This window comes from Mycobacterium sp. NTMscope_Eco_3 (assembly GCF_976985685.1).
The window spans coordinates 1433080-1451558 of the sequence record NZ_CDRJYZ010000001.1; the positions used below are offsets into that span (position 1 = coordinate 1433080).

Here is an 18479-nt window from a genome sequence, read left to right on the forward strand (position 1 = left end):
CCGTATCGCCTAGGAACCGCGATCTAGAGGTTCCTAGGCCATTAACTCCGAAAACCTACTCGCAGCAAAGAAATTCGTGCTCGGCCGAAGCATCATCGTCGCCCATCATGGCTGCCCTCGCGACGAGGGCCGCGGCGAAGGACATCGTTGACTGGGCGTCCGCGGACATTCCGTCATCGCACATGCCGGCGGCGCTCACCACTGATCACCACCAACCTAGCCCCGCGGACACCAGAAGGACTGCCAGGCCGGACCTCCGGACCAGGGAGCGAATGCTGGTGGCGCTGGAAGGATGCGCGGATTCAGCTGGGGACTGAGGTGGTTGAGTCGGCCTGGGGCGCGGTGCCGGTGTTGCCATCGGTCCGTTTCCCCAGGCCGCTCTCCGAACCCGCCGTGCGTGTTTCCACGCAGCGGGCTCTCCACGGCATCTGCCGTCAGGCGGGGTGTGCCACCGTCCAGGGGTTGGGGATCGTGTTGCCCCGGTAGCGGTACCGCGTGATGGGTACCGAGGCCAGGTTGAACAGTTCGATCCCGTCCGCCGAGGGTCTGGTCCACCGGCCATGCAGACCGGTGTGATGTCGGCGGATGTCTCTTCCATTCCAGCGGTGCAGCTTTCGGAACCATCGAATCACCCTGTGCCACACGAAGTTTTCCAGGGAGCTCATGGTGTGTTTAGCCACTGCATGCCGGAAGTAAGCCGACCAGCCGCGCATGATCTGGTTGAGCCGGATCAGCACGACCCTGGGTGGTTGCTGCGACAACCTGCTCGTCAGGGCACGTACCTTGTCCTTCAACGACCGGACGGGCCGGTCGGCGATGAAGGTGTAGACGTACCACTTGGTCGTTCCACGCTTGCGGCGCCACTGGATGTGGAACCCAAGGAAGTCTAACCCGTCACCCATGTGCACGATCCGGGTCTTGGCCTCGGAAAGCCGCAACCCCAGCGGAATCAGCACCTTGGCGATGTCTTCGCGCAAGGCTTCGACGTCGGCCTGGTTGCCGTGCACGAGGACGACGAAATCATCTGCATAGCGGACGATTCGCCAATTCGGCAGGTCCTTGGCGCGACGTCGGGCGCGTCGGCGAGGAGTGCTCATGATCCCGCCAGGCATCCACGGCCCGTGCACGTGCTCATCGAGCGCGCCCAAGGCGATGTTGGCCAACAGCGGGGACAAGATGCCTCCCTGCGGCGTGCCGGTGAAGCTGGCCTCACGGATGCCGAGTTCGGTCATCACCCCGGCCTTGAGGAACGCCTTCACCAGCGCGAGCACGCGCTTGTCCTTGACCCGTGCGCGCACCCGATCCATCAGGGCCGAGTGCTCGATCGAGTCGAAACACGCTTCGATATCCGCGTCCAGCACCCAGCGATAACCCTTGGTGCCGAAACGTTGAATCTCCGCGACCGCGTCGTGCGCTCGCCGCATCGGCCGAAACCCGTAAGAGACCGGCACGAAGTCGGCCTCGAAAATAGGTTCCAGCACCAGCTTGAGCGCCGCCTGAACCACCCGGTCGGCGACGGTGGGAATACCCAGCCGCCGCACCTTTCCGCTCCCACCGGGCTTGGGGATGATGCGTTCCCGTACCGGTAGCGGGCGGAACGAACCCGATTTCAACTGGGCTCGCAGGTCGATCAGGAAGCCGGCCACACCGACGGTGTCCTCCATCGTCACGACGGTCATGCCGTCCACGCCAGGAGTCTTCGCGCCGGTGTTGCCTGCGACCCGGTCAAACGCCACCAGCAGCGTCGCCGAGTCGCACACGAAGTTGAACAGATCATCGAACCTGCGGCCGGGATCGGCCGCTGCCCAATGGTGAAGCTTGGTCTGCATCCCCGATACCCGCGACCAAGGCCCCAGCGGGGCATCCTGATCGAGAGCGCCGGTATTCACTGGCGCATCTTCCGGCATTGCAGTGTCCTTCCCTTCTCGATAACCGCTGCCGCCCTTCCCCATGTGCCGGGCTTTCCCCGGCTCGAAGTACTACGGCGGCTCCGCCCCGTCCTGGACTGATCGGCTGTCGATGCGCCCAGCCGACGCCCCAAGACTGGATGCCCGGAACACCGGCGAGACCAGAACGGTTCCCGTGTTCACTGTGATTCGCTCGATGAAGGAGGAGCCCGACTCGGTCCCTGCGGCATCACCACGACTACCCCGCAGCACTTCACCGTGGTCTCCGGGTCGGTCGTTGAAGCCGACCCAGGAGTTCCCAACAACACGCTAAACATGTTGGGACGCACCGCTCTCGGCCCACATCCACCAGGTTCGAGCCGATCCAGCCTTGAGAGACGTAAACGCCGGTTCCTCTCGTACTCCTTTCCATCTCGCTCGCCGGACCCGCACCATCTGGCAGTGCTGACACGTTCCGACTTTGTCGGGGCCGCTTGCCACCCTCACCGGCATCACCCGGATCGGGCTGCCCCCAGCTTCACCGCCCTGCTGCGACAGGATCGGCAGAGGAGGTCTCACACCCCCTCTCGAATACACAGCGCCTCACGGCGCACTCAACGGTTTCTGAAAATTGACCCTTTTCGGTTCCCGGGAAATCGACCCGCCTTGGCTGTGGTCCTGTCTCGTTAGTGCACGGCTTGGAGGAGGTAGAGGGTTGCGGTTGCGATGGCCAGAGCGCCCAACCCCACGCGGAGGGAGTGTTCGGGAAGGTGTGGTTGCAGCCGTGCGCCGAGGTAGCCGCCAATAAGTCCGCCAGCGCCGGCGATGAGTCCGATGGTCCAGTCGGGTGCGATGTGGTGTCCGGCGGCCGCAATTGCTAGGAGGAGGTAGGTGATCGCGCCGACGGCTGAGGTGATGAAGGTGGAGACCAGGGTGGCCGGCGCAACCATGGCGATGGGAACGCCGCGCCCGACCAGGATCGGGCTTAGCAGTGATCCGCCACCGATACCGTAGATCCCACCGATCACACCGACGATGGTTGCCAGCACGATGGTCGTTGATGTTGGCGGTGGGACTGCCCGCGGTGGCGATGCGGCCGCCGGGTTTTGTGGAAGACACAACCAGATCCCCAGTGGGAGAAGGAATCCAGCGACAAGCAGCCGGAAGACTTGGGGCCCCGGGATGAGGAATACCCGGATGATGGCGCCGATCACCATGCCGGGCAGCGTGCCGATCAGCAGCATGGCGGTCAGCGGGCTATGTAACGGTGCTTGAGTGCGGTAGCGCACAAGAGCGCCGGGAATCGCCACGATGTTAAACAGCAAGTTAGTGGGGGTGACCGCGGGGTTTGGCACCTGCAGCACGGTGAGTTGAATGGGCAGCAGGAACGCTGCACCTGACACGCCCACCGGGGCAGTCAGCAGAGCGACGCCCAATCCCGCCACGAAACTCAGCAGCACCACTTCAAGGGCATTCACCAGTGCACTATCACTGCTCTGGGCTCGTCTGGCCAGGGTTTTGATACAAGACTGATCGTGACCGCCGAGTCGGCAGATGGGGCCGCTTCAAACCGTCGCTACCGAGACCTAACCCGTCACAGACATCCGCAAGTCTGACTCGATGAACCCACTACTGCCTAGGTAAACGCGCAGGAGCCCTCGGAAACCGTGTACGTGCTGGTCCCGCCAGGATGTCGATCTAGCTGTACTAGCCACGGGCGTCCGTGAGTTCGGCGGCTTCTGGGGCGTCCAGGTCGTTTTCCAAGATCCAGCACACGGTGGAATGGTCATGTTTGGTCGGCGCATGGCGTGATGCACGGTCGAGAAGAGTCTGCAAGTGACCCTCAAGCGCGACGAGTTCGGCGATCTGGGCGCGGACTTGGTCAAGGCGGCTATGCAGGACTTGGCGGACGTGCCCGCACGGCATCTCGCCGCGGTCATGAATCGCCAAGATTTGGCGAACCTTCTGCAGGGTCAACCCGGCCGCTTGACCGCGATGGATGAACCGCAGCCGATCCACGATCTCGGGTCCATAGTCGCGATACCCGGAAGCGCTGCGTGCGGGCAACGGTAACAGCCCCGAGTCCTCGTAGAAGCGGATCGTCTTGGTGCTGGTGTTGGTCAGTTTGGCCAGCTCGCCGATCTTCATGCGCCCTCCTTGACCTTCCAGTGCACTGGAAGGATAACACTGGATTCATGGCAATCGCGAGCTGCGGCGGTGCGCTCAAGGTTGACGGTTGGTTTCGGTGAGTCCAGAAGTCACCTTGGTCCCAGCGATTGTTGCCGGCTTGTACGGCAGTAATTGGCCTATGACGCCCGCGGTAGTGGCTTGATGGTCTCTTCAGTCCGGTCATCACGGCGGACACCACCGAAGTTGAACCCACCGACGGGTCAACAATTTGCATGACATGAAAGGGAGCACTCGGAATGGTGTTGCACGGATTCTTGGTGAAGGCGGTACCCACGGTGGTGACCGGCGTAGTCGGGGTTGCCGCGTATGAGGCACTGCGCAAGGCGGCGGGGAAGGCTCCGTTGCGGAAGGCGACGGTCATCGCTACCGCTTGGGGCATACGCGTTGTCCGCGAGGCCGAGCGCAAGGCCGGGGCGGGCGCCGAGCAGGCTCGACTGACGGTCGCCGACGTGCTGGCTGAGGCCAAAGAGCGCGCCGGGGAGGAAGCTGGACCACTGACAGTGGTGGACTCGAGCGACGACAAATGACCACCGGGGTCCTTGACGGCGACGTCGCATTGAAAGTTGTATCCGATGCGTCGGGGCGGATGCGTGTGCGCGTCACGGGGTTTGGTGTGGACGCGGTTCGGGCCGTTGCGATCGAGGAGATGGTCTCCCAAGTGACCGGCGTGCAGGCCGTGCAAGCGTATCCGCGTACCGCATCCGTGGTGGTCTGGTACATGCCCCAAGCCTGCGACGCCGCTGACGTGCTGTCGGCGATCGCCGAAGCCGAGCACATCCCCGCCGAATCGGTGCCCGCGCGGGCCCCGCACTCGGCTGATATTCCAAAGGCCGGTGTGCTGCGAAGAATTGCCAGCGGGATCGGATTGGCGCTGTTCGGCTTGCGCCGTGATGTGCAAGATCGTGCGACGGACGGCGAGAGTTGCGGCGGCTGCGGGTCCGGACCGGTCATCGGGAGTGAGTTGTCGCCGGACGAGCAGAGTCGGCGCGAACGGCGCAAGTGGTGGCGGCGGGTGTGGTTGGCCTTCCCGCTGGGGCTGGTAGCGATGGCTTCGACAATGTTCTTCGGCGCCTACCCTTGGGCGGGCTGGTTGGCGTTCGCCGCGACGGTGCCGGTGCAATTCGTCGCCGGGTGGCCGTTCCTCCAGGGGGCGGTCGAGCGGGCGCGGGAGTTGACCTCGAACATGGACACTCTGATCTCGCTGGGCACATTGACCGCGTTCCTCTACTCCACTTATCAGTTGTTTGCCGGTGGGCCTCTGTTCTTCGACACCTCGGCGCTGATCATCGCGTTCGTGGTGCTGGGCCGCTATTTCGAGGCCAGAGCCCAAGGCAAGGCGCGCGAGGCGATCAGCAAGCTGCTGGAGATCGGCGCCAAGGAAGCCACGCTGCTTGTGGACGGCGAGGAGCGCCGCGTGCCAGTCGATCAGGTCCGCGTCGGAGACCTGGTGCGCGTGCGGCCGGGGGAGAAGATCCCGGTCGACGGCGAGGTCATCGACGGGCGCGCCGCCGTCGATGAGTCGATGCTGACCGGCGAGTCCGTCCCGGTCGAGAAAACGGTGGGCGACCATGTTGCCGGCGCGACCGTCAACACCGATGGGCTACTGACGGTGCGCGCCACGGCGGTTGGGACGGATACTGCGCTGGCGCAGATTGTGCGACTTGTCGAGCAGGCGCAGAGCGGCAAGGCCCCGGTCCAGCGGCTGGCCGACCGGGTCTCGTCCGTGTTCGTTCCGGCCGTCATTGTTGTTGCCGTCGCGACGTTTGCGGGGTGGACGCTGCTTGCCGGCAACCCGATCGGCGGCATGACCGCGGCGGTCGCGGTGCTGATCATCGCGTGCCCGTGTGCGCTGGGCCTGGCCACCCCCACGGCAATCATGGTCGGCACCGGCCGGGGCGCAGACCTGGGAATCCTGGTCAAGGGTGGCGAGGTGCTCGAAGCCTCGAAGAAGATCGACACGGTGGTGTTCGACAAGACCGGCACCCTCACCCGCGCCCAGATGCGGGTGACCGAGGTCGTTGCCGGCAAGCGGCGCAAGCCCGATCTGGTGCTGCGGATCGCCGCCGCAGTCGAATCGGGCTCCGAACACCCGATCGGTGCGGCGATCGTCGCCGAAGCGCATGAGCGGGGATTGGAGATCCCGGCCGCCGCTGCGTTCACCAACGTCGCCGGGCACGGGGTACGCGCCGAGATTGACGGCAGGCCGGTGGTGGTTGGGCGGCGCAAGCTCATCAACGAGCACGATCTGGAGTTGCCCGACCATTTGGCTACCGCCGCCGCGGACCTCGAAGCGCAGGGCCGCACCGCGGTGTTCGTCGGCCGCGACGGACACGTGGTGGGTGTGCTAGCGGTGGCCGACACGGTCAAAGAAGACGCCGTCGACGTGGTCCGTCAACTGCATGCCATGGGTCTACGGGTCGCGATGATCACTGGAGACAACGCCCGCACCGCGGCCGCGATCGCTGCGCAGGTCGGCATTGACCAGGTGCTGGCCGAGGTGTTGCCGGAAGACAAGGTCACCGAGGTTCGCCGGCTGCAGGACGAGGGCAAGGTGGTCGCGATGGTCGGCGATGGCGTCAATGACGCCCCCGCGCTGGTGCAGGCCGACTTGGGCATTGCCATCGGCACCGGTACCGACGTGGCCATCGAGGCCTCCGACATCACCCTGATGTCTGAGCGGCTCGACGGTGTCGTGTCTGCGATCGGGCTCTCCCGGCAGACACTGCGCACCATCTATCAGAACCTCGGCTGGGCCTTCGGCTACAACACCGCCGCAATCCCACTCGCCGCGCTCGGCATGTTGAACCCGGTCGTGGCGGGTGCCGCGATGGGGTTCTCCTCGGTCAGCGTGGTAACCAACTCGCTGCGGCTCCGCCGCTTCGGTCGCGAGGCCCAGCTGGGCGTACGCAAATCAGTGGTCGCTCTGAAATGAGGAGCCACGAAATACCTTGCATCAGGGTTGCGCCACGCCGTATGCGATTTCGACGCGGTTCCGCTGGCCTGCAAGGCATTTGGCGGCTTACTCTGGGGCACGCGAGATTCGCGAACGATGCAGCCCTGAACAGCCGAATGGCACTCCACACTTGAGCGGATAAGGAAGTGGAGACGTACGTCGACCTCGCCCATGCTGAAGGCGCGAAAGGACTATCGGAAGCGGCTTTCGCACGCTCAAATCCGAAATAGCGTGGCGGAGAACAGGATAGACATGCCGATAGCCATCCCTGCCTGACTTAGGTTACCCAGTGACCTGAACAGGGACGGCTCATGCTGACGTTTGACGAAGTACCAGTAGGTCCAAAAAAGCGCCGCAACCGCGAAACCGACGGCAGCGAACCAGTTCACAGCGCTAAACCATACAGGCGATCCGCTGCCTGCCGGCATGGCCGTGCCGGCCATGCCCATGCCCGGCATAGACGACATAGCTGGCGGAGCGTTGTGCTGGGTGCTCGTTCGGGCCGGATACCACCGAGCGTTCATCATGGCGTACATCCAGCCCGTCGCCAGCATCATCAGAGTGTGATATCCGTACCTAACGCGCAAGGCGGTTGTTCGGGCCACAACGAAGGCCATCGTCACGAACGTCATGGCCGCGAGCAGGAAAAACACTGTAGGTCCGGTCGAAGGCAGCTGTGCGCCCGATGGCCAGGCCATCATCACCATTGCCAGTGCCATGACGAAATGCAGCCCGTGACTGACGACCCAGGTCCACGGTCGGCGTTTGCCGACGATCGCCAGCACGCATTCTGCGGCGGTCAGGACGAACAATCCGGTGACGACCCAACGAAGTACCAAGTCATGAATCATGCGATACCGAGCCGCTCCCGTCGACGTCAGAGAGGACGCCAGTGGTCATTTGTGTCGTCCGTGCTTGCCAGTCACGCGCGTGGCACGAGCACGCGCCAGGCTCGCCACTATCGACGTGGCGCCACCGCGTAGAGCATTGCGATCGCACGGCCAGTCGCCAATTGGCGCGCGGTCCAAGTCTTTTAGACGACGCACTCCGAGCCGCGCTACCGAGCCGTATAGTTTCACCGCCACGCGGGGGCTCCAGGCTAAGATCGCGCGCACCGTCGCCTATACAGGTCATAGCCATCGGTCATATGTGTCACCGTCAAACCCACCTTGGCCCTGAGGCTCTCGTCGTGCTTGCTGGGCATCGCGCCATCCTTCCCAAGCAAGAAAGTGCGCACGAAACTCGGGACTGTTAAGTTGCGCCGCGCAATACGCCGAGGCGTTGGCTAGGAAGGCGATAGTTTCTGCCTGTTCAGCCACCTGCTTGCGGAGTCGCACCAATTCCGCTCGCTCCTTGGGTAAAAGCGGTTCACCGCCACTGGGATCATCTAGCAACCTGCCAGCACTGTCGGCAGACATGCGCCACCGTTCATCGCGCACCCATGTGTGTAGCACGCTGTCATTCAGATTGAGCTCCCGGGCGACGTCGACGACACGCTCTTTTCCATCGATGACACGATGCGCGGCCGTAAACCTGTACTCAGGAGTAAACGATCGCCGAGTTCGTCGCATTGCGCCATCCCTCAAGGAACACAAGTCCTGTCATCGCCGGCCCAAACAACCACCTTGGGCGTACTATCTATGTACGCAGATAGTAGATATAGCACTGCGCGACTGGCAATACCGAGTTCGAGCCTTGTGCAAGCCCGCGATTTCGCGGTGATCGATCCGCGGCCGCTGCCGTGACGGATGTGGCCGAGGAGCTCTGGAGAAGCTGTGCGGTTCGCCCCTCCGATGAGTTCAGCACCACCGCTCATAGTCGCGATACCTGGACGCACTTCGCGCCGCGGGTGATACGAAACCCGAGCCCTCGTAGGAGCAGTGGTCTTGGCGCTGGCGTTGGCGAGTTCGGCCAACTCGCCAATCTTCATACCACCGTCCTTGACATTCCAGTGCGCTGGAAGGATAACACTGGGTGGTGTGCCACGGATCGGAGGTACTGGCGGTGAGCACAACGGTCGGTTCGGTACTCGAAACCTCGTGTGCTGCTTGCAAGTGCGCGATTGCTGACGCGATGACGGAACCCACGAACTCACCTGCAAGCCCTGACTTGACCGCGGCTTGCTTCCTCAACCCGATCCTCACGGGCGCGGCAATGGGATTTTCTGCGGTCAGCGTGGGTGCCAATTCGCTGCGCCTGATGAGCTTCGACGAGAGCCCAACGGCACGATGAGCGTCGCAGTCTGCCTGCTGCTGTACAGCTTCGCGGTCGCGACGCTCTCACCGTGGGTGTTGCCTCGCTTGACCCATGCGGGTACCGCCCCGCGGCTAGGGGTGGCTGCGTGGTTAATGGTGATGGTCAGCGTTGTCGCTTCGTGGCTGGCCGCGACTGCATTCCTCATCGTGTCCCTTGTGCGTTATTGGCATGAGCCAGGTCGACTCGCCACCGCATGTTTCGAGTCGCTGCGGCGGCTGGTCGACGGCGGCGCCGCGGTAGCGCTACAGGTGGCCTTGCTCGTGCTGGCCGCGACCGCGGTCAGCACACTGAGCACGCTGGGTTGGCGCTCGGGCAGGTCTCTGTGGCGGGCATGCGCGCAGAGCCGCCGGCACGCCGAAAGAGCTCGGGTGATCGGTCGGCGCATCGATGGAGTGGATGCCGTCGTGGTGGACGCTGCCGAACGGGCTGCGTACTGCGTGGCCGGCCGCCCTGACATCGTCGTCGTGACCAGCGCAGCGCTGGACTCACTCACCGATCGCAATCTGCAGGCTGTGCTGGCACACGAACGAGCCCATCTGGCTGGGCGCCACCACCATGTTCGGGCCTTCGTGCACGCCCTAGCGGTTGCCATCCCCGGGGTGTCCCTGTTCAGCACGGCCGATCGAGAGATCGCTCTGTTGCTGGAGATGGCCGCCGATGACGCCGCGGCCCGCAGGTGCGGTTCGCTGACGCTGTTGGACGCGCTGCTGGCGTTGTCCATGGATGCCCAGGCGCCGCAAGGTGCCTTCGGGGCCACCGGAACGGACGTGCTGGCCCGCGCCGAACGTCTGGCCGCACCGGCCGCCGCTCGAAATCGATGGAACAGCCGGCTGTTGCTTACCGCCGCAACCCTTCTCATCACTGGGGGGCCGCTGATTTTCGCCGTTCTCACTGCAGCCGGCGCCATGTGGTGCTACCCGATAGCCATCTAAAGGGGAACGCCGGCCGAGCATGCTTATCTACCTAATACCGAGTTGCGACACCAGATCGGGGACAACCGCGCATGTCGGAACGCCGCCTGCCGCGTCCCTCGGGCGACAGGGTCCGCCTCTGCGGCGCGATTACGAAAATTGATCCGACAAGCCCCCGCGCTCAGAGCTAAATCGTTCGTACGGCAACGTGATCAGTTCTCACCATCTGTGGACCAGCTGACTTGGTTGCACGCCCATGTGAGGACCCTCCCGCCGCCGAGCCTGGTTATGGCGTCGTTTTCTGCCATGCTGCGCGTAGGGCCGACTCCGCCCGCGGAAGCCGAGCCGTCGTTAGCGAGAGCGCCGCAGCGGGTGAACCAACTGAGCACTTCGCAATTGGCGACGCCGCACTTATCCATTGCGGCGTTCTCTGCTTGTGATCGAGTGCGCCACCGCCATGCTTTGCCGACTGCGCCGTTCGGCGCATAGGCGATCGCGCCATAGCGAATGCCTAGAGCGAAAGGCCGGAGAGGCAGATCGGTGGTGGAACTGTTGTCTGGCTCGGCGCCGGCGGGCGGATTCAGCATGACGGTCATCGCGGCGGTTACCGCCAGGCTCGCGACGGAAAGCACGGTTCGGCGTTGGAGTTTGGCTTTCATTCCGTCACCCCTTTTTCTGGGCTGCAGTCCTGTGGGTTGGATTGGTCGAGACGAGATCGCTGCGGCGGGTTGCGCTGGAGGCCAAATGATTGGCAGCGGTGCGGCGAAAGACCCGGCCTCGAAATGGATGGGGTTGGTGTTTGGGTCGAACCGGGGGAGCGAGAGTGCCGACGAGAGCTAATGCTGCCCAGGGGAGTTCGCCGATCCCGAGACGGTGTGTGGCACCGAATGTCGATCTGGTGGCGAGATTGCCGGGGGAATTCCGGCGCCGACGATGGTGTCCATCTCGAGAGGGAACACCGCAACCGAGTCGATCGCGAGCAGGCCCCCTCATAACAGTAGGGGCGCCCACCGCGGCGGGCGCGCAAAGGCACTGAGTGTCGGGCACCATGAGCAGCGGTACGAACGATGCCGCCGCGAGCATCATGCCGATGAACGGACTACGCCCTGAGTTCCGGCGAGCGACGAACCAGCGGGTGACGCGCAAGCGTCCGGTGACGGCTACTAGAATCGACGTCGCGAATAGTGGTGCCATGAGCCATGTTTGGGACGTTAGCGCCAGCCCTAGGCCCAGGTTGCCGCTGGTGGATTCGCCGATCCGGGCGCCGGGTTGCAGCTCACCGCGGACCGGGCTCAGCTCCGCCATGTGCGTGGCGGGACGGTCTTTCATGCGGCCGCCGGAGTTGAAACCATCATGGTGGTCCAAAAGTCCCGGTCGGGCGGGCGGTTCCGCGATGCACAGCACGGGGATTGGCCCAGTCTGACGCCGACAGTGAAGAGACACCGGCGGCGGGCCGCCGCTACGCGGGTTGCGGGTGTTTAGTGTGTGGATCGGGTGGACACGATGATCAAGGGATGCAACGCCAGTCATGGGTATTGTCGCTTCGGTGCCGGGCCGCGAATCAGAGCAGCAGCCGTTGACAAAGGATCAGCGATCACCGGCCGTCGTGGCAGGACACAACGACCTGACGCTGACCAGTTAGCGACGAGACAAGCAGAACCGCGTCAACAGATCTTGACCGGTAAGCGCAATGCCCGGTGTGACAGGCGGGCCCCGCCCGGCCGAAAAAATAAGCGGCGCCATCCATCCCGTGACGGCGACCACCGCCACGACTACACCCAGCACGGCCAACTCGGTCGCTGAGCGCACCGGTACCGCCGTCGCCACCTGCTGCGGACAACCGTGTGGTGCACCGTCGCCAAGCGAGGCGTCCTCACCGTGGACAACTAACCGTTGACCCGTCGACGCCAACACCGAGTCCGGCGCATGAGCCCCATATGACTCAGCCTGGTGCAATCCACACAGGCCAAAAGCGAGCGCCCACACCACCGCCGCGGCGATCCCCGTGCCAACGATCAAGCGTCGCCGCGGTGATGTTCCAGCGCCCGCGGGGCTCACCGTGGCGAGACTCCGACTTCACTGTTGCGTGCAATGGTCTGCACGGCCGCTAAACAACACGCAGCTCTTGAGCCGCGACCAACACCTCACCGACCGACTTACCCAAATCGATGCGAGCGTCGCAGACGAGCGGGAAACACCCCACGATCCGACGATAGACCATATCCCTTATACCCTCAAGGGGTATGAGGTAGTCGATTTCGGGCAGTTCGGATGAGTCAACGAGCCGAGAGGGAATGCAGCATGGTCGGTGTGACCAGCATCGGAAGGCCGGCGTTAGCCGCTTAGCATCTGGACTTGGGGCCGGATGTTGACCCACCAGCCAACATCCGGCGTTCTCAACGAAGGGCCCATACCCCCGCGTGCGTCGCACTGACCGATCACAGTCGTAAGCGGTCCATACGTGGCGCCGCGGGCGATGATCGCGACCACCGATCCATTGCGCTGGCTGGGCCCAGGAGCGCCACCGGCCCAGACGCCGCCACCTCGATGACGGTCAGCGGATCACAAATGTCGACGTTGGGCTCCCGCATTAGCGACCACGCCACACTTGCCAATTTGCTGACCTACTAAGTACTATAGTAGACAGTATATGTCCGCTCCACCGGGAGGGGCCAAGACCTCGCCAAGGGGAGCGATGGGATGGCCAAAAGAATGGAACCCCTGCCATGTTCGCCGGCATCATTAGCCACGCCGGCGCCCTGGTTACCGCCACTGTGGTGCTAGCCGGCACCGCAATTGTGGGCGCCGGCACAGTAGCGGCCGACCCCGACCAGGACGACCAGTTTCTGGCGCTGCTCGTTAAAAAAGAGATCCCCGCCCGCCGGAACGTGCCAAGCCTCATCGCCACTGCCCACAAGGTTTGTCGCAAACTCGATGGCGGCATGCCGGTGAACGACGTAGTGGACTTGATGAGGAACACTGCGTTCAACGTGGACCCGCCCGAGCGCCAATATCCCCCCGAGCGGCTCACGCGTACCCTCACCCGATTCATCACTGCGGCCGTGGAAGCCTACTGCCCGTACAACCAACAAAAGATAGCTTCCATCACGGCTATGGCTAGTCCCGCGCCAGGATCGAATCAACCGACGCACCGGGTCGCCGCGTCCACACACAACACGGTCAACTCAGCAAGCGATCCGCGCGAGCCGCCGCGCTTTTACATGATCGACACTTCGGCGGCGCGGCAGGAACCGACGGGCACCGGCGTGGTGCGGCTGCCATACGTGATCGACGGTGCCACCTTCGTGTTGGGCCGCTCCGGGAACGACCGATCGGACCGTGGCGCGCCGGGCACAATGCTCACCTCGCTGACCGGAGCGGTTCCCGAGGGAGATTCCGACTTACCGAACCCGCCGCAGATTCCGCCACCACCGCCGCCGACGGCGCACAACCTGATACCACCCCGGCCAATCGCGGCACCGCCGCCACCACAACGACCGCCGCCACCACCGCAAGAGCTGCCGCCACCACCGCAACAGGTGGAGCCTCCTGCTGCGGCTCCTCAGCCGGGAGGCACTGCCGGCGGTGGCGGTGGTGGTAACGGCGGTGGAGGCATCGACGGGGGCGGCGGTGGTGGCAACGGCGGCGGCGGTCCGGTGCAGTCGGCGCCGGCGCCCCATATGCCGCCGGGCTTTGTCAGGCTCGCACCATGAGACAGCAATGGCGCCGTCGGCCGCCACCAAAGCCTTCCGCTGGTCGCTTCACGACGATCGGATCGTCCGTGGCAAGCCGCGCGGCCATCCTCCCGCTACGAGCGGGGCAGCTTCGCCACCGGGCACAAAACCGTTCGCTGGGGTGAAGTTCGGCCGCGTAGCCGCGAGCAAGGATGGGTGATCGGAGTGAAAGCAGGTTCCGTTCGACCTTGCGCATAGAGCCTTGGCAGCTCTTAGGATTCGCAATCTCACAGTCAGGACGCTGTTGATGTGGATCTCCTCAACTCTGACAAGACGTCGGAAGGACCAATATGACTGGCTATCAGGATGGGCAATCTCTTGGCGAAGACCGCTTTGCGCGCTAGCTGACACAATGTCGAGCTTTGATAAGCAAGGCCGGTCACAGTCACTCGATCTCGGCGCGGTTAACGCATTCGGGTCTGCATAGTCATGCGGGAACCACTGCGTGGATAATGTGGATTATCCATGATTTGGGGCCTTGAAACCGTTCTCGGACAACCTGATTCAGTAAAAGTGGTGCGGTCCGGGGGGACGCCCCGTCGGCTTCTGCACTGAAGTGCCGACCTTCTCGTCGCTGTCACGTGACGCAATGGTGTTCAAGCTGTCCGGCCGCGTCGATCGATGACCAGAGCTTGCTGAAGCGACCCAGATGCAGCGCCTGACGAAATGACACGAATATGAGACGAAGCGCAGATGACACGACGTGAGACAACCTGCATCGCAGCAGTTCGATGGCTCGCGATATGACGCAGGATTTGAGAACCTACAGCCCGCGGCTGTGGGTCCTCAGCTTCGGAGTCGCATTCTTGGTTGAGATGTCATGTATGACACGTAGCTGAGACGCTGATGTCTAACTGCTCCGCTGGGTCTAACGGACCCCAACGGTTAGTCTGATGCGTCCGCCTCCCGACGAAAGATATTGCACAACAGCATTAATCGCGATTCGCACTCTTAAGTGCTGCCCATTGTCGCTCCCTTATTCCGACACAATGGATCCGGATTGGCGACAAGAGTCGGAGGGCCATACTTCTGATCGCCGCTAAGCGTCTTCGCCTGGTGAACGACGAAGCCGTCCTGATCGGCGGCGTACCCAACGCCGGCGAAATCCTCAGGTGGAGGCGCGTAAAGCCCCGCCTTGCCGTGGCCGGCGTTCACCTTCGTCGGCGCGCGCCCCTGCCGAATCGATTGATAACGACGATATCCGTGTGAGGGCGTGAAACACGCTGTACCACAGCAGGAGTAGCGTTGTGAAGCCATCATTCGACGTATCGTCCGTTACCGCGCCGCCAGGCTTTCGCAGCCCCATGTGGTGGCAGTGGCAAGCGTGATTATCGACCGCTGCGATGTCACAGTGACGGAAGTGGTCATCGTTGGGGACGGCTGGGTTGCCATGATTTCTTCATCGAGCCGCGACACGTAGGGCGCTGGACCTCACGAGCCCCCGGGCCGCCAATTGCCGCTGTGACCTCATAACCGAGAGCGGGTTAGCATCCGACAAACGCATCGGGTAGCACAGCGTTCGTTTCGGACAGCGTTCTGAACGGCTGCGAAGCCTCTACATCTCAGAAAGGCCAGATCATGACGCAAAAACTGCGACCTCATTTCGAAGACGTGCAGGCGCATTACGACCTGTCCGACGACTTCTTCCGGCTCTTCCTGGACCCGACCCAGACCTACAGCTGCGCCTACTTCGAGCGTGAGGACATGACGCTGGAGGAGGCGCAGCTGGCCAAGATCGACCTGGCGCTGGGCAAGCTGGGCCTGCAGCCGGGTATGACACTGCTCGACGTCGGCTGCGGCTGGGGTGCCACCATGCGCCGGGCGATCGAGAAATACGACGTGAACGTCGTCGGCCTGACCCTGTCCAAAAACCAGCTCGCCCACGTGCAGCAGACGTTCGACGAGATGGACACCCAGCGCAGCCGCCGGGTGCTGCTGCACGGCTGGGAGGAGTGGGACGAGCCTGTCGACCGGATCGTGTCGATCGGCGCGTTCGAGCACTTCGGCCACGAACGCTACGACGACTTCTTCAAGATGGCCCACGACGTGCTGCCCGACGACGGTGTGATGCTGCTGCACACCATCACCGCCTTGACCGGGCCGCAGATCGTGGAGCGCGGCATGCCGCTGACGTTCGAGCTGGCCCGTTTCATCAAGTTCATGGTCACCGAGATCTTCCCGGGCGGGCGGCTGCCATCGATCGAGATGGTCGAGGAGCGCTCGGCTAATGCCGGTTTCACCCTGACGCGGCGCCAGTCGCTGCAGCCGCACTACGCCCGCACGCTCGATTTGTGGGCGGCGGCGCTGCAGGCCAACAAGGCCAAGGCCATCGAGATCCAGTCCGAGGAGGTCTACGAGCGCTACATGCGTTACTTGACCGGCTGCGCCAACGGATTCCGGGTCGGCTACATCGACGTCAACCAATTCACCCTGGCAAAGTAGCCTCCGGGAGGTGTGGGTAGCTCGTCTCGGGGCGTCGCCGCAGAACAAAATTGCAGGTAGCCGAGGTGGCGTATATGGTCAGCGGCTATGACACACGGCAACAGTGAACTCAAGCCGAATGTCGACCACGTCCAGTCGCACTACGACCGGTCCAACGAATTCTTTCGGCTTTGGCTAGACCCGACGATGACCTACAGCTGCGCGTACTTCGAGCGCGACAACATGACGCTGGAAGAGGCGCAGCGCGCGAAAATCGACCTGGCGCTGGGCAAGCTGGGCCTGCAGCCCGGGATGACGCTGCTCGACATCGGTTGCGGTTGGGGCTCGACCATGCGGCGCGCAGTCGAAAAATACGACGTCAATGTCATAGGGCTGACATTGAGCGAAAACCAGTTGGCGCACTGCCGGCAAAAGTTCGACGAAATGGACAGCCCGCGCCACAAAGAGGTGCGGCTGCACGGCTGGGAGGAGTTCGACGAGCCGGTGGACCGCATTGTGTCCGTCGGCGCGTTCGAGCACTTCGCCGACGGCATCGGCACTTACGAGCGCTACGACGACTTCTTCAAGATGTGTTACAGCGTCCTGCCTGACGACGGCGTCATGCTGCTGCACACCATCGTGTTGCCCAGCGCCGAAGAAGCCGAGCAGCTCGGGCTGAAGAGGACGATGTCGCTGATGCGGTTCATCAGCTTCATCCGCAAAGAGATCTACCCCGGCGGCCGGTTGCCGATGATTTCGGTTGTCGACAAATACGCCGCCGAAGCCGGCTTCCATATCAGCCGCCACCATCGGATCGGGTCGAACTACGTGCGGACTTTGGACACGTGGGCCAAGGGTCTGGAAGCGCACAAGGACCAGGCGATCGAGCTCAAGGGCGAGCAGATGTACGAGACGTTCATGAAATATCTGACCGGCTGCCGCGAGCTGTTTCGGGATGGCTACACCGACGTCTGCCAGTTCACCATGGAAAAACGGGCCGCTTAGCCCGCTACCGGTCGCATCTTTTCAGAAAGCTAGCCACACCGTACCGGTCTCAGGCGGGACAGGATCTACTCACTCGCGCTTGCCTGCAAAAAGGACAGACCGTGTTGCCCGTTCTCATTGAGTCTGGGGCAACTTCGGTTCTGCGAGCCGGCTCGGATCGGCCGGAGGGACTAGATAATGCCCTAGGTGGATCATCGCGGTGGCGGCGATGACGTGTGGCCGCAATTCTCTCCCCGTCCGGTCGGCACGTAGCCCGCACAACAAGGTCGAAGCGGCGCTGCTGTCCGTTGACATCCGATGTGATGTATTGCCACCGTATCTGCGGTATCGGCGTGTCTTTGCCAATCTATCCGAGGTACCGCCGGTAGCGTTGTTTAGGTGAGTGTGGCGCCGGCGGCGCTATGGCCGCAGGTCAACGGTGGCGTTGAGGTGGAATTCAACTCCTCCGGGGGTTCTTCGCGCTTGCCGCTGGCGGAGTGTGCCGCAGTGGCCTTTGAGTTGGACTGCTCACCCGTGCGTGGTTTCCCAGCGTTTCGCGGGCAGGGCAATTATCCAGGCCTGTGGTGGTTTTCGACGACTCGTGAGCACGTTGGGTACGAGTCGTGGTCGGAGCGTGACCATTTGATCGCGCTGGACGCCGATCCCGCGGTGGTTGGTGTTGCGTCGCAGCCGTTCCGGCTCCATTGGGGTGACGGCAGGCACCACGTGCCTGATTACTTCGTGCGGTTGTCCGACGGAACGGCGACGGTTCTTGACGTGCGGGCCGATGACCGAATATCGGATGCTGATGCTGAGTTGTTCGACCGGTCCGAGCAGGCGTGCCGTTCCCTGGGATGGGCCTATCGGCGAGCGGGCGTTGCGGATCCGGTCGTGACGGCGAATTTGCGCTGGTTGTCTGGGTATCGGCATCCACGGGTGTACCGCCCGGCGGTCGCCGCAGCGTTGGAGGCGGTGTTCGACTCGGCGCGGCCGCTGATGACCGGGGTGAGACCGGTCGGTGAAGCGATCATGGTGTTGCCGGTGCTGTTTCACCTGTTGTGGCACCGGCGACTGGGCGTGGATCTTTCCGCGGCTGTCTTGACCGAGGAGTCGATCGTCGGGCCCGCGTTGTCACGATGACGGG

General features: G+C 63.3%; 15 protein-coding genes. 8 read left to right on the forward strand and 7 right to left on the reverse strand.

Features of this window, described 5'->3' with window-relative positions:
- Positions 1–434 precede the first annotated feature (434 nt).
- From ltrA to AC0KTM_RS06655, 3 genes are all read right to left on the reverse strand, one after another.
- A complete protein-coding gene (gene ltrA / locus AC0KTM_RS06645) occupies positions 435–1952 on the reverse strand; it encodes a group II intron reverse transcriptase/maturase (protein WP_306454289.1) in 1518 nt (505 codons plus the stop codon).
- A 620-nt stretch (positions 1953–2572) separates the two neighbouring features.
- Positions 2573–3364, reverse strand: coding sequence for a sulfite exporter TauE/SafE family protein (locus AC0KTM_RS06650; protein ID WP_225327033.1), 792 nt, complete (start codon positions 3362–3364; stop codon positions 2573–2575).
- A gap of 229 nt (positions 3365–3593) precedes the next feature.
- Entirely contained in the window at positions 3594–4034 is a 441-nt protein-coding gene (locus AC0KTM_RS06655) for a heavy metal-responsive transcriptional regulator (RefSeq protein WP_225327032.1), read from the reverse strand.
- A gap of 278 nt (positions 4035–4312) precedes the next feature.
- Between AC0KTM_RS06655 and AC0KTM_RS06660 the strand changes: the two genes are divergently transcribed.
- Together AC0KTM_RS06660 and AC0KTM_RS06665 are read left to right on the forward strand one after the other, a co-directional pair.
- Complete coding sequence (locus tag AC0KTM_RS06660; protein ID WP_225327031.1) at positions 4313–4603, forward strand: DUF1490 family protein; 291 nt, start codon at positions 4313–4315, stop codon at positions 4601–4603.
- A gap of 59 nt (positions 4604–4662) precedes the next feature.
- Positions 4663–7008: a copper-translocating P-type ATPase gene (locus AC0KTM_RS06665; RefSeq protein ID WP_472417389.1), complete on the forward strand. Its 2346-nt coding sequence runs from the start codon at positions 4663–4665 to the stop codon at positions 7006–7008.
- 236 nt (positions 7009–7244) lie between these two features.
- Here AC0KTM_RS06665 and AC0KTM_RS06670 read toward each other — a convergent pair whose 3' ends face one another.
- Together AC0KTM_RS06670 and AC0KTM_RS06675 are read right to left on the reverse strand one after the other, a co-directional pair.
- Positions 7245–7880 (reverse strand): DUF5134 domain-containing protein, encoded by a 636-nt coding sequence (locus AC0KTM_RS06670; protein WP_238957661.1) that lies wholly within the window; start codon positions 7878–7880, stop codon positions 7245–7247.
- 279 nt (positions 7881–8159) lie between these two features.
- Positions 8160–8600 carry a transposase gene (locus tag AC0KTM_RS06675; RefSeq protein ID WP_225327029.1) on the reverse strand — a complete coding sequence of 147 codons (441 nt, stop codon included), beginning with the start codon at positions 8598–8600 and terminating at the stop codon, positions 8160–8162.
- Between the two features lie 433 nt (positions 8601–9033).
- On the opposite strand from AC0KTM_RS06675, the gene AC0KTM_RS06680 reads away from it, so the two are divergent.
- Together AC0KTM_RS06680 and AC0KTM_RS06685 are read left to right on the forward strand one after the other, a co-directional pair.
- Entirely contained in the window at positions 9034–9261 is a 228-nt protein-coding gene (locus tag AC0KTM_RS06680) for a hypothetical protein (protein WP_238957663.1), read from the forward strand.
- Complete coding sequence (locus AC0KTM_RS06685; RefSeq protein WP_225327028.1) at positions 9258–10217, forward strand: M56 family metallopeptidase; 960 nt, start codon at positions 9258–9260, stop codon at positions 10215–10217. Before AC0KTM_RS06680 ends, AC0KTM_RS06685 begins: the two co-directional genes overlap by 4 nt.
- Positions 10218–10408: 191 nt before the next feature.
- Here AC0KTM_RS06685 and AC0KTM_RS06690 read toward each other — a convergent pair whose 3' ends face one another.
- A complete protein-coding gene (locus AC0KTM_RS06690) occupies positions 10409–10855 on the reverse strand; it encodes a DUF4189 domain-containing protein (protein WP_238957665.1) in 447 nt (148 codons plus the stop codon).
- A 979-nt stretch (positions 10856–11834) separates the two neighbouring features.
- Positions 11835–12254, reverse strand: coding sequence for a putative copper homeostasis (lipo)protein LpqS (gene lpqS / locus AC0KTM_RS06695; RefSeq protein WP_472415231.1), 420 nt, complete (start codon positions 12252–12254; stop codon positions 11835–11837).
- Between the two features lie 668 nt (positions 12255–12922).
- Between lpqS and AC0KTM_RS06700 the strand changes: the two genes are divergently transcribed.
- The 4 genes from AC0KTM_RS06700 (at position 12923) to AC0KTM_RS06715 (ending at position 18475) form a co-directional block, all read left to right on the forward strand.
- On the forward strand, positions 12923–13909 hold the full coding sequence (locus AC0KTM_RS06700; protein WP_472415233.1) for a DUF732 domain-containing protein: 987 nt from the start codon (positions 12923–12925) through the stop codon (positions 13907–13909).
- Positions 13910–15508: 1599 nt separating this feature from the next.
- Entirely contained in the window at positions 15509–16372 is an 864-nt protein-coding gene (gene mmaA2, locus AC0KTM_RS06705; RefSeq protein ID WP_225327025.1) for a cyclopropane mycolic acid synthase MmaA2, read from the forward strand.
- Between the two features lie 87 nt (positions 16373–16459).
- The gene (locus AC0KTM_RS06710) at positions 16460–17356 is read left to right on the forward strand and encodes a cyclopropane mycolic acid synthase family methyltransferase (RefSeq protein ID WP_472415235.1); all 897 of its coding nucleotides are present in this window, start codon (positions 16460–16462) and stop codon (positions 17354–17356) included.
- Positions 17357–17734: 378 nt separating this feature from the next.
- Entirely contained in the window at positions 17735–18475 is a 741-nt protein-coding gene (locus AC0KTM_RS06715; protein ID WP_099459185.1) for a TnsA-like heteromeric transposase endonuclease subunit, read from the forward strand.
- Positions 18476–18479: the final 4 nt, after the last annotated feature.